At 52.1% G+C, this 12,197-nt stretch carries 8 protein-coding genes, 1 tRNA gene and 2 pseudogenes; 10 read left to right on the top strand and 1 reads right to left on the bottom strand.

Annotated features, from left to right (window positions below; all coding sequences use genetic code 11):
* From IR141_RS10790 to msrAB, 10 genes and pseudogenes are all read left to right on the top strand, one after another.
* A pseudogene (locus tag IR141_RS10790) lies at nucleotides 1–190 on the top strand (IS1595 family transposase); the annotation flags it as partial.
* A gap of 103 nt (nucleotides 191–293) precedes the next feature.
* The gene (locus IR141_RS10795; protein ID WP_135037066.1) at nucleotides 294–1,004 is read left to right on the top strand and encodes an SAM-dependent methyltransferase; all 711 of its coding nucleotides are present in this window, start codon (nucleotides 294–296) and stop codon (nucleotides 1,002–1,004) included.
* Nucleotides 1,005–1,324: 320 nt separating this feature from the next.
* Nucleotides 1,325–1,401: transfer RNA gene (locus IR141_RS10800), tRNA-Pro, on the top strand.
* A 273-nt stretch (nucleotides 1,402–1,674) separates the two neighbouring features.
* On the top strand, nucleotides 1,675–2,640 hold the full coding sequence (locus IR141_RS10805; RefSeq protein ID WP_135037069.1) for a beta-ketoacyl-ACP synthase III: 966 nt from the start codon (nucleotides 1,675–1,677) through the stop codon (nucleotides 2,638–2,640).
* 151 nt (nucleotides 2,641–2,791) lie between these two features.
* Nucleotides 2,792–4,027, top strand: coding sequence for a DUF1294 domain-containing protein (locus IR141_RS10810; RefSeq protein WP_135037072.1), 1,236 nt, complete (start codon nucleotides 2,792–2,794; stop codon nucleotides 4,025–4,027).
* Nucleotides 4,028–4,036: 9 nt separating this feature from the next.
* Entirely contained in the window at nucleotides 4,037–4,966 is a 930-nt protein-coding gene (fabD, locus tag IR141_RS10815; protein WP_135037075.1) for an ACP S-malonyltransferase, read from the top strand.
* Between the two features lie 59 nt (nucleotides 4,967–5,025).
* Entirely contained in the window at nucleotides 5,026–6,048 is a 1,023-nt protein-coding gene (locus IR141_RS10820) for a hypothetical protein (RefSeq protein ID WP_135037078.1), read from the top strand.
* A gap of 81 nt (nucleotides 6,049–6,129) precedes the next feature.
* On the top strand, nucleotides 6,130–7,158 hold the full coding sequence (locus IR141_RS10825) for a hypothetical protein (RefSeq protein ID WP_135037081.1): 1,029 nt from the start codon (nucleotides 6,130–6,132) through the stop codon (nucleotides 7,156–7,158).
* Nucleotides 7,159–7,390: 232 nt separating this feature from the next.
* A complete protein-coding gene (locus IR141_RS10830; protein WP_167743174.1) occupies nucleotides 7,391–7,567 on the top strand; it encodes a hypothetical protein in 177 nt (58 codons plus the stop codon).
* A gap of 144 nt (nucleotides 7,568–7,711) precedes the next feature.
* On the top strand, nucleotides 7,712–9,262 hold the full coding sequence (gene msrAB, locus IR141_RS10835) for a bifunctional peptide-methionine (S)-S-oxide reductase MsrA/peptide-methionine (R)-S-oxide reductase MsrB (protein WP_135037084.1): 1,551 nt from the start codon (nucleotides 7,712–7,714) through the stop codon (nucleotides 9,260–9,262).
* A 431-nt stretch (nucleotides 9,263–9,693) separates the two neighbouring features.
* Here msrAB and IR141_RS14240 read toward each other — a convergent pair.
* A pseudogene (locus IR141_RS14240) lies at nucleotides 9,694–11,637 on the bottom strand (DUF2075 domain-containing protein).
* Between the last annotated feature and the right edge of the window lie 560 nt (nucleotides 11,638–12,197).

Genomic DNA, 12,197 nt, shown 5'->3' on the forward strand with positions numbered 1-12,197 from the left:
GTTTGCCGACCGACACAACCATATCAACGGCATTGAGAATTTTTGGAATCAGGCGAAACGTGTCTTGCGCAAATACAACGGAATCGACCGAAAATCTTTTCCTCTGTTCTTGAAAGAATGTGAGTTTCGTTTTAACTTCGGGACACCAAAGCAGCAGTTAAAAACTTTGCGGCTTTGGTGTGGTGTTTAGGGCTAATCTACTTCAGCCCCAATATTTTTTATTTCGATTTTTTCAGACGGCCGGACCGGTCAAACAAACACTTTTTTATAGATACACACCAAAGCCCGAAACCATGTCTGCCGTTCTCTATCTCATTCCTACACCGATCGGCGCGCCCGACACGCCCTGCCTGCTGCCGCACGAGCAGGCGCAAATCGCCGGCCTGACCGATTTTGTGGTCGAAGCCGAAAAAACCGCCCGCGCCCATTTGAAACATTTGGGTATAACCGCGCCGATACGCGGTTTAAACCTGCAAACGCTCAACAAACACACCGATGCCCGAGCCTTGCCCGAACTGCTCAAACCGCTTCAGGAAGGCCGCAGTATGGGCATGGTCAGCGAAGCCGGCTGCCCTGCCGTGGCAGACCCCGGTGCCGGCCTGGTGGCGCTGGCGCACGCACACGGCTTTGAAGTACGGCCGCTGGTCGGCCCCTCCAGCCTGCTGCTGGCTTTGATGGCATCGGGTGCCAACGGCCAGCATTTTGCATTCAGAGGCTATCTGCCGTCTGAAAAAAACGAGCGGATACATGCCTTAAAAACATTGGAGCAACGCTCGCGCCAACATCAAGAAACCCAATTGTTTATCGAAACGCCCTACCGCAACGATGCCCTGCTGGCCGATGCGGCCGCAACGCTTGCTCCCTCCACCCGCCTGTGCATTGCCTGCGACTTGACGCTGCCGACTCAAACCATCATCAGCCGAACCGTGGCCGACTGGCAAAAAAGCGGCACACTGCCCTGCCTGAAAAAACGCCCCACCATCTTTGTGGTGCTCGCCACCTGAATTTGACAGCCAAGCCGACCGACCGCCTAAGCCAATCCCGCCTGCCGCCGGAAGGGTTCAGACGGCCTTACGGGCAGACAAAACAGCACCGCCCGCGCAGCCGCCGGGGCAGAGCGTATAAACGCAATTTGGCCGTCTGAAAAAAACGGCCCTATCAGCCGGCGCACCGGTTCATTGCGGGTGCAGCAAGGCAATGGGGCATCGGTTATGCCTGATATTGCCTGCGGCTTGCCGTTTGGCTTCTTTCTGCATGGCTGCACTCTAATTTCCGCCCTTGTCTTGCCAAACGAAAATTCTTTACCTATAATTCGCGCCTTATTCGGAATGTAGCGCAGCCCGGTAGCGCACTTCGTTCGGGACGAAGGGGTCGGAGGTTCGAATCCTCTCATTCCGACCAAATATTACCCAGGCGGCTTTGAATCATCAACGCCGCCTTTTTTATTGCCGGTTTGATGAGCAGCGCACCAACCCAACACAGTACAGCCGCAGACAGCCCGCATAACGGGGCGCGTCTGCATTATTCTCAATTGCGGTCCGCGGTGCAGGCCGGCTGCCGGCCGCAGCCCGTTCCGCCCGAAACCTCCGCCCGCCCTTACGATTAATATTTGGGAAAATCAGGCGGATTATCTTACAATAGCCCTTATCCACAAACCATCATAAAGGCGTTACCATGCAGTATGCCAAGATTCTCGGCACGGGCAGCTATTTGCCGGCCAACCGTGTCAGCAACGATGATTTAGCCGAAAAAGTCGATACTTCAGACGAATGGATTACCACACGCACCGGCATAAAATTCCGCCATATCGCTGCCGATCACGAAAAAACCAGCGATCTGGCAGCGGCAGCGGCGCGCAATGCGCTGGAAGATGCCGGCTTGGCAGCCGGAGAGCTTGATCTGATTATCGTGGCCACCTCCACGCCCGATATGATTTTCCCCTCCACGGCCACCATTGTGCAGCAGAAACTCGGCATCGGCAGCAGCGGCTGCCCTGCTTTCGATGTACAGGCCGTCTGCGCGGGCTTTATGTATGCCGTTACCACCGCCGATGCCTATATCAGAAGCGGCATGGCGAAAAACGTGTTGGTTGTCGGCGCAGAAACCTTCAGCCGTATTCTCGACTGGAGCGACCGCGCCACCTGCGTATTGTTCGGCGACGGTGCGGGCGCGGTGGTATTGGGCGCGTCCGACACACCCGGCATTATCCACGGCAAACTCAAGGCAGACGGCAATTATCTCGACCTGCTCAAAACCCCGGGCCAAATAGCAAACGGCAAAATATCGGGCACGCCTTTTCTCACCATGGACGGCCCCGGCGTATTCAAACTCGCCGTGAAGATGCTGGCTAAAGTGGCCGATGAAGTCATCACCGAAGCAGGTTTCACGTCTGATCAAATCGACTGGATCGTGCCGCACCAAGCCAACAAACGCATCATCGAGAGCACAGCCAAACATTTGGGGCTGGGCATGGAAAAAGTCGTATTGACCGTGCAGGAACACGGCAATACTTCCGCCGCATCCATTCCGCTCGCCCTCGACAGCGGCATACGCAGCGGCCGGATCCAACGCGGCCAACGCCTGCTTTTGGAAGGCATAGGCGGCGGTTTCGCCTGGGGTGCGGTGCTGCTGGAATACTAACCGTTTAACAGCCTTCAGGCCGTCTGAAACGCAAAAACGAATATTTTCAGACGGCCGAACGAAATCAAAGCGAATAAAACAACGGCGGCCGGCCAAAGAGCCGGAGAGCTTACGGCCGCCCAACCATCAACCCACCCGACACATTACGAAAATGACTAAACCCATACATTACGGCACAGTAACACACTGGTTCGCCGAACTGCAGCGCGGCTCGGCGGTTTCCGATGATCACGGCGCGCAGCGGATTCTGCTCGAGACCTCATCGCTAAGCCGGCACTACCCCCTCCCGAAAAGCGGAGACCGCATCAGTTTCTGCCTGCACCAAGATGCCAAAAACCGCCTGTGCGCACAAAACGTGTCGCCGCTGCCGCCCCTGAAGGAAAACGAACGGGTAGAAGTAGTGCTTGCCGAATGGAACTTCCAGCAAAACGGCGGTTACGGCATCCACCAAGTTCAGCGCAGCTCGCCGATTTTTATTTTAGGGCAGTTTTTAAACGACCAAACCCGTGTGCCCGAAAGCGGCGAAGTTTTAGAAGGCAGGCTGGTCAAACACGGCAACGGCCAATGGCTTTTGGTGGAGGCCGATATTATCGACAGGCCGTCTGAAACCGAACCGGCCATACCGCCGCAGCCTGCCGCCGTTGCCGGAGAGCCGGAAAGCGGAGCCGGCTCTCCCGAAATGCAGGCCGAAAACCAAGCCGGCGCCCGCCGGCACAACCCGCCGGCCGCCCTGCCTGCCAACCGCGTGTTAAACGGCGAAATCATCAGTTGGGACAACGAAAAAGGTTACGGCTTTATCCGCACCGCGCAGCAGCAGAGCCTGTTTTTTCATATTTCTGCGTTCCACTACACATCGCAGCGGCCGCAAACCGGGCAACAGGTGAGCTTCTACTGCAACCGCCCCGCCGGCAGCGAACCCCAGAAAGCCTTGAAAGTGGTGTTGAGCGGCCACGAAGCCGCGCTGTTTTCCGACCGCCCCTACGACTACCACGAGGTTAATCTGAATATGCGCAAATTGTTGTATTACGGCCTGAGCGGTGCGCTTTACCTGCTGGCGGTCAATTATTATTCCACCAAGCTGGCGGTGTTTTACCTGCTCTCCAGCGCGGCGGCCTTTTGGCTTTACCGCAGCGACAAACAAACCGCCGTTACCCAAACCGGTAAAACCGGCTACCTGGGGCGGGTGCCGGAGAAAAAGCTGCACCAAATCGGCCTGATCGGCGGCTGGCCGGGCGCACTTTTGGCACGCAGCATCTTCAACCACAAAACCGGTAAAGCATCGTTTATCCGCGTTTTTTGGCTGGTGGCGGCAACCAATATTGCCATCACCTATCTGTTGCTGATACATTATGCCGATAATCCGTTTGCTTTATGGTTAAAAAACTAAAGGACTGCCATGTCTTTCGCATTTTTCTTTCCCGGCCAGGGCTCGCAGAGTCTCGGCATGATGAACGGCTTTAGCGGCGCCGCCGTTGTGAAAGCCACTTTTGACGAAGCCTCCGCCGCACTCGACCGAGATTTGTGGGCAATGATTAACGGCAGCGATGCCGCCCCCATCAACGAAACCGTCAATACCCAGCCGCTGATGCTGGCCGCAGGCATGGCCGTTTACCGCGCCTATCTCGAAGCGGGCGGCAAAGCTCCCGCCGTGGCGGCGGGGCACAGCTTGGGCGAATACACCGCATTGACGGCAGCGGGCGCATTGGATTTTGCCGATGCCGTCAAACTCGTGCGCCTTCGTGCCGAATTGATGCAGGATGCTGTGCCGCAGGGCGAAGGCGCCATGGCCGCCATTTTGGGATTGGACGATGATGCGGTGCGCGAAGTGTGCGCCGAAGCCGCCCAAGGCGGCGTGGCCGAAGCCGTCAATTTCAATTCGCCCGGCCAAGTAGTGGTTGCCGGAGACACCGCTGCAATAGCGCGTGCGATGGATCTGGCCAAAGTAAAAGGCGCCAAACGCGCCCTGCCGCTGCCGGTTTCGGTGCCTTCCCATTGCAGCCTGATGAAGCCTGCGGCCGAAAAACTGGCCGAAGCATTGAAAAATGTGGTTATCCAAACGCCGCAGATCCGCATTATCCACAACGCCGATGTGGCCGCCTACGATGATGCCGAAAAAATCAAAAACGCTTTAGTGCGCCAGCTTTACAGCCCGGTGCGCTGGACGGAAACCGTCAATGCGCTGGTTGCCCAAGGCATTACCCAGTCTGCAGAATGCGGCCCCGGCAAAGTTTTGGCCGGCCTGGCCAAGCGCATCAACCCGGCAGCCTCGTGCAGCGCGCTGACCGATTCCGGGCAGATAGCGGCCTTTATCGAATCACACGCCTGACAACGAAACTTTTTCAGACGGCCAACCGCAGAGGCCGTCTGAAAATCTGGCAGCCCATCATGAATAAAACCGTTATTTTGGCCGTGCCTTATATGTATGGCTTGGATCAATGTATCGAAAAAAACCTGCGCTACCACGGTTTTGACGTTATCAATCTGTGTTATGACGACCGCGATTCCTACTATCCCCACCCGGGCTGCCGGCTGGTTGCGCTCTACCACAAAAAAATCACCAAAAACCCCGACTATAAGAAAAAGCTGAAGTTTTCGCGCTTTCAAAGCGAAATCGAGCGCAAGCTCGCCATGCTGGGCGGAAAAAAAGCCGATTTTGCCCTGTGCATACGCGCCAACATCCACCCCAAAGCCTTCATTAAAACAATCCGCGAACATTCCGCTTTCTGCATCAACTACCAATGGGACGGCATCGGCCGCTTTCCCGACATCATCGACTACCTGCCTTATTTCGACCGCTGTTTCGTGTTCGACAAAAACGATGTGGCCAAATATCCCCAACACCGTCTCGAAGCAACCACCAATTTTTATTTCGACTTTCCCGTCTCAGGCAAAAACGGCAGCAACGGCCTGTATTTTCTCGGCGGCTATGAAGCCCGCCGCGCCGCCGATACCCAACGCTTTATCGAAGCGGCACGCCGTCTGAAACTGCCGCTCGATTTCCATATCTACTGCAAAGACCAGCGCGCCCGCAAAATCTTGGGCACCGAAGGCATCACCTATCTCAACCGTTCCACCGTGCTCAGTTTCGAGCAAAACCTGCAAAAAGTGTGCGGCAGCCGCGCCGTTGTCGATTTTGTCCAATTCGACCACTACGGCCTGTCGTTTCGGGTTTTCGATGCCATGTGTTTCGACAAAAAACTGATTACCAACAACCAAACCGTTACCGGCTACGATTTCTATCATCCAAACAATATCTTCGTGTTCAACGGCAGCAATCTCGATGGGTTGGAAGATTTTCTCAACCAGCCCTACGTTGCCCTGGATCCCGAAATCAAACACTATTATTCGTTTGGAAGCTGGATAAAGCGGGCATTCGCCCCCCCCCCCCGCAACACACACTGCCCGTAAAACCTTTGCCGCCCCCGCCGCTTTTCAGACGGCCGCCATCACGATAACAGGCCGTCTGAAAAAAACCATAAAACCGCCACCATGAACCAACCGACCGTTTTTTTAGGCATGCCCGACCATATGGGCATCTACCGAAGCATTCAGGCCAATCTCGAGCATCACGGTTTCAACGTGATTCATTTGGTTGCCGATTCCCACACATTCCGCTATCCCTCGCTGGCAGCACGCCTGCAAACCAAATTCAGGCAGCTGGTGCTGCGCGACAAACAGGCCAAGCAGAAATTGCAGGCCGCCGTATTCCACCAGAATCTCTTAAGCACACTCGATGCAGCCGGCGGGGTCGATTACGCCCTTTTTATCAGAGGCGATCTCTACACACCCGAAATGCTGGCCGATATCCGCCGCCGCACCCGCGGCATCATGGCCAACTACCAATGGGACGGCATGAACCGCTATCCCGATATCTGGCAAACCGTTGCCAACTTCGACCGCTTTTATGTGTTCGACCCCGCCGATTTGCAGTCCGGCAGCAACTTTCTGCCGCTGACCAATTTCTATTTCGACCACCCCGCCCCGCCGGCCGGCGAAGCACAAACCGATTTCTATTTCATCGGCTCGCACCTGCCCGAACGCAGCAGCGTGATTGCCGAATTCGGAAACCAAGCCCTCGCGCACGGCTGGACGCTGGATTTCAACATCATCTGCGCCGCCAAAGAAGCGCAAGCCTGCCGCACCCGCTACCCAAACAATATTAAAATTTCCACCCAAACCGCCGATTACGCCGAAAACCTGCAACACACCGCCCGCGCCAAAGTGCTGGTCGATTTCAAAACACCCGTACACAACGGCCTGTCGTTCCGCGCGTTTGAAGCACTCGGCTACCGCAAAAAACTGATTACCACCAACGCCGAAGCCGCCAAATACGATTTTTACCACCCAAACAACATCTTTATCTGGGACGGCACAACATTCAACGGCATAGATGATTTCCTAAAACGCCCCTATCACGAAATCTCCACCGAAATCCGCCAAAAGTACAGCTTCGGCAATTGGATACGCTACGTTTTGGATATTCCGCCCTATCAGCCGGTCACCCTGCCCGAGGCATGATATGGCGAATCCGCTTTATTTCCGTTGCCGCATGGGGGCATCTCGGCCTGAAGAAAACCATTTTGCAAGCCGCCCGGCGGCAACAGAAGCTGCTTGTATGACCGACATTTAAAATCAGACAGGCCGTCTGAATGGTTTCAGACGGCCTGAGGTTGGGCAAGGCTTGGTTATTGGCTTTTCTGCCGGGCGGCTTTAGTTTTGCCGAAAACGCGCGCGTGCTCCCTGCGGAGGTATGGCCTGCGCCCAATCAGCACCGCGCCAAACCTTGCCTGCTGCGGGCAGATTAAAAATAATCGGCCGTCTGAAAAGCTGCAACGCCGTTAGCCGTTATTGGCGCTCGGGCGGTTTTGATGCCCGTAAAGGCGGCAACCGCCAACCACGCCCGCCTGTTTTTCATCAAACCGTGTAAGTTTCCGCCGCCTTTTCCGTCTGCTTTCATACGGTGGAAAACTTTATTTGCGGCACCTATTGCCTGAGATGCCGAAACAGGCCTTCCGCCCCGGTTTACCGTTACAACAGGAGAACACCCGTGAAACTGCCCGCATTTTGGAAAATGCTGATATTGTCGGCCATACCCGTCCTGGTTGCCGCACTGTTTCTCTTCCACACCAAGCCCGGCAATGCCGCGCCCGTGCCTGCGGCATTGCAAAAGCTGCACGACACGCAGGGCAAACCCGCCGCCCGCCATTTGGCCGAAGGCAGGCCCACGCTGATAAAATTTTGGGCAAGCTGGTGCCCTTTGTGTTTGTCGGAGCTTGCCGCCACCGAACAATGGGCGCAAGATAAGCGCTTTCAAACGGCCAACCTGATTACTGTGGCCTCGCCCGGCTTTCTCGGCGAAAAAAACCAAGCCGATTTTCTGCAATGGTACCGTGGTCTGGATTATCCCAAACTGCCCGTGATTACCGATGAAGGCGGCGGCTTGGCCAAAAGCCTGAATATCGGCGTTTACCCCTCGTGGGCAGTGCTCGACAAACACGGCAACCTCGCCCGCATCATAAAAGGCAGCCTCAACGAAGCACAGGCATTGGCGTTGGTTAAAAATCACGAAGCCGACATAGGCCGTCTGAAAAACACATTCTACAAACCCGCTCAGAAAAAGGAATCTGCTGCAATGAACGCCAAAACCATTTATCTTGCCGGCGGCTGCTTCTGGGGCCTGGAAGCCTATTTCCAACGTATCGGCGGCGTAATCGATGCCGTTTCCGGCTACGCCAACGGCAATACCGAAAACCCTTCGTATGAAGACGTGGTGCACCGCAACACCGGCCATGCCGAAACCGTGCGCGTGGTTTACGATGCCGACAAACTCAGCCTTAACGACATCCTGCAATACTATTTCCGCGTGATCGATCCCACCAGCCTCAACAAACAAGGCAACGACCGGGGCACCCAATACCGCACCGGCGTGTATTACACCGACCAGGCCGAGCAGGCCGTGATTGCCGCCGCGCTGAAACAGGAGCAGCAAAAATACGCCCAACCTTTAGTGGTGGAAAACCTGCCGCTCAAACATTTTTACGAAGCCGAGGAATACCATCAGGATTATCTGGTTAAAAACCCCAACGGCTATTGCCACATCGATATCCGCAAAGCCGATGAGCCCCTGCCCGGCAAAACCGCGCCGAAAGGCAGCAAAGGCTTTAATGCCGCCACCTACCGCAAACCGAGCGATGCCGAGCTGAAAAAACGGCTCACCGCCGAGCAATACCGCATCACCCGGCAAAACGGCACCGAATACGCCTTCAGCCACGAATACGACCACCTGTTTGCCCCCGGCATTTATGTGGACATTGTCAGCGGCGAGCCCTTATTCAGCTCTGCCGACAAATACGATTCGGGCTGCGGCTGGCCGAGCTTCACCCGCCCGATTGCCGCCTCTTCCGTTACCGAACACAGTGATTTCAGCTACAACATGCGCCGCACCGAAGTGCGCAGCGCCGCCGCCGATTCACACCTGGGGCACGTTTTCCCGGACGGCCCGCCCGCCAAAGGCGGCCTGCGCTACTGCATCAACGGCGCCAGCCTGCGCTTTATCCCGCTCGATAAAATGGACGAAGAAGGCTACGGCCATCTGAAAGCCGCCGTGAACAGCACTAAGTAATCAATACTGAAGCAGACCGAGGCCGTTTGAAACCTTGCAAACCATATCGGGCACAGACATAACAGGTTTATCCTTCAAACACGCCCCAAGACCTTTGTAAAAATACCTTATATGCTGTCTGAAAGGTTTGATTCCCGCACAAGCGGGAACCCGAGTGAAAATATCGAAGTATTGATTTAGTAACTAATTAGATGATAAATGCCTTGATTCCTGCCTACACAAAGATAACGGCAAACAAACATCTTGTGATGATTTTTTGAATTTTGCAAAAGTCTCACTCTGTAAAAGCATGCACTTCACTTTTCACATCACTGAAAACAGCTGCAACGCCCACCTCGCCTGTTCCACCCCTCGTGCAGATAACTGACTTGCGCAGTGATATACAACGTGTTTCTTGCCCTTCAATTTATGAGTATGCTTAACTATTAAGCTTAAACAAGTTCCTCTATGCCTATAGATTTTAAATACTGATATGTTCCATCATAAAACTTGCTTTGACGTGTATTATCAGTTCCGCTACCTTTCGGAATCCAAATCACCATTCCTTGCCTAGCTCTAGTCAATAAAACGCGATAGGCGTTTTTAGTAAACTGCTGACATTCTTCTTTGTTGATATTTTGCCATTTACAACCTTTAAAAGATTGATAATGCCATTTGCCATTTTGATAATAAAAATTCTCACCCCATGCTATGCATACCCAATCAAGCTCCAATCCTTGTACATCAAACTCTGTCGCCACATCTTCTAAAAAATAAGAAGAGCGTACATCATCTTTAGAATTTAAAAACCAATTGGCCACGTCGATTTCATTTTTAACATTTACACCCAATGCTTTCAGACGGCGTGCCCCCGATGAAGCCACCAAGCCATAACGCTCACTTCCTTTAGCTTGAGCTTTCACCCATGCTTTGGCTTTTTGCAAATCTCTTGTGAGTACAATAGGGTAGTTTTCTTGAATCTCGTGCCACAGTAGCTTGGCTTGATCATCCACATCCAATAACATGTGTACCCATGCCGAAACTTTTTCTGACCGAAATGAGCGCACTGAAGTAGCCAGATGTAAATGGTCTTGCTCAACGCCTGTTGTAGATAACCAGTTTTTTATTGTGGTATCTTGCAAATAATTGTCTTGATTGACAATCAAATTAGAATAATGCACCTGCCAATCTGGGTAAGAAGATTACAAAGCTTGCATCCGGGCAACTAGGCCTGCCTCGCCCGTGTTAATTTCTTGCCCGCCACCAATCAAGCAAACAATCACACACCAATCTTGATGACGATTCATCACCTCAATCAAAAATTCTGGCTCAGACTGGTTAAAATCTGACAGTCCGCGTTTTTGACTCATAAATTTACTGGTTTGATGTTGATTCCAAGCACGTTGTGCTTCATCAAATACCACAACTTTTTCAGTGGGTGCTTGTGAGTTTTTCAAATATTCGTCTCTAAAATAATGAATATTTTGAATGAACGCCCGAGTTTCTTTTAGTGCAGTTTCTTTTTTGATTTTATTTTTAATGGCGCGGTTTCTTGCCAACGCTTCTTGTAAAACTTGCACCAACGGGCCGTTTCCTGATAAGAAAACAGCATGTTCATCTTCTGCTACTTTTAAGCGCTGATTAGCAATATTGAGTCCAGCCAATGTTTTACCTGCGCCTGGTACACCAGTAACAAAACAAATGGATTTTTTATGTTCTTGTTTAGCTTGCTCAATAATGTTGCTAATACAACCAGCAGTATCTGACAAATTTTTTGCTCCAGCATCTGAGCGCGTGATTTCTGCAACATCATGCTTTTGATAAAGCGCTTGTGCTGCTTCAATAATGGTCGGGGTTGGTTTGTATGATGATTGCTCCCAAGCTGCAACATCCATCAGATTATTTGAATCAAAAGACGAGAAAAACTCACCCAAATTCTGCGCATTCAATAAAATCGCACAGTCTAAATTTTGTGCTGCCTGAAAATTATTTTGAATAATTGGTGCTTTCTCCGCAATCAATACGGGTATTAAATTCACATGATGGCTACCTTCATGAAAATTTCGTAAATCAAGCGCATAGTCAATCACTTGGTCAATCGCATACTTATCATATTGTTTGCTACCAATTTTAAACTCTAGTAAAAAAATTTTATTGCCAAGAATGACAATATTATCAACACGCTTCCCCATTCGCGGAATAGAAAATTCAAAATAAATATGCCCAGTTAAATCCACCAATTGTGATTTTAAAATAGCAATTTGCTTTTCCCATGCGTTTTGTTGCGATTTTTCCAAAGACTGATAACCATGATGCTTGGTCAACGCACCCAAAATACTTAAATTATCTTCTTGAATAAAATCAGCAATACTTTTTCCATAATAAGCTCGCGACATACATTACTCCTTTCATCTGCACTTACATTCACAAAAATAGTGTTGCGATATAGTTTTTTTGGCCTATCCCGTCCCACCGGCTTCGGCTGGCAAACCTGAACCGGCGAGCGGGTTTTACTGCGTTTGCCTATATCCCCCAGCTATGGTTTGCCCGGTTATTTCCCCCAACACGGCGCTGCGTACACAGCCGGATTGTATCGAAAGGCTCGAGCTGAGATTTTTCGCGTTTGTATTCCACAGGTTTCAGACGGTCTGTTTTAAACCCACTCCCTTCCAAATCCATCATGCTGCCGATACCGGCTTAAAAGTAGTGTACTTTTAGGTGCTGGTCATAGTGCACTTCTTAGATGGCTGCATACAGTTTCAATTAAAGCGCAAATAAACTGCATTTTAAAGGCAAATGAAGGCCGCTCGCACCCAAATAGACAGTGGTTGTCAATTCCATTCCAAAACTGAGCCACAGTTGTGGTCTAAAATTGAGCCACCCTATGAGCGGTGTTTCATCCGGTAAGAATCATTGCCCGTCTCAAAAATATCGCAGCAATAAGTCAGGCGGTCCA

Source organism: Neisseria sp. 19428wB4_WF04 (genome assembly GCF_015235335.1).
Taxonomy (GTDB): Bacteria; Pseudomonadota; Gammaproteobacteria; order Burkholderiales; family Neisseriaceae; genus Neisseria; species Neisseria musculi.

What these genes read in the sequence shown, in the direction of transcription:
- IR141_RS10795 (WP_135037066.1), top strand. Translation starts at nt 294, where the DNA reads ATGTCTGCCGTTCTCTATCTCATTCCTACACCGATCGGCGCGCCCGAC.
- IR141_RS10805 (WP_135037069.1), top strand. Translation starts at nt 1,675, where the DNA reads ATGCAGTATGCCAAGATTCTCGGCACGGGCAGCTATTTGCCGGCCAAC.
- IR141_RS10810 (WP_135037072.1), top strand. Translation starts at nt 2,792, where the DNA reads ATGACTAAACCCATACATTACGGCACAGTAACACACTGGTTCGCCGAA.
- fabD (WP_135037075.1), top strand. Translation starts at nt 4,037, where the DNA reads ATGTCTTTCGCATTTTTCTTTCCCGGCCAGGGCTCGCAGAGTCTCGGC.
- IR141_RS10820 (WP_135037078.1), top strand. Translation starts at nt 5,026, where the DNA reads ATGAATAAAACCGTTATTTTGGCCGTGCCTTATATGTATGGCTTGGAT.
- IR141_RS10825 (WP_135037081.1), top strand. Translation starts at nt 6,130, where the DNA reads ATGAACCAACCGACCGTTTTTTTAGGCATGCCCGACCATATGGGCATC.
- IR141_RS10830 (WP_167743174.1), top strand. Translation starts at nt 7,391, where the DNA reads ATGGCCTGCGCCCAATCAGCACCGCGCCAAACCTTGCCTGCTGCGGGC.
- msrAB (WP_135037084.1), top strand. Translation starts at nt 7,712, where the DNA reads ATGCTGATATTGTCGGCCATACCCGTCCTGGTTGCCGCACTGTTTCTC.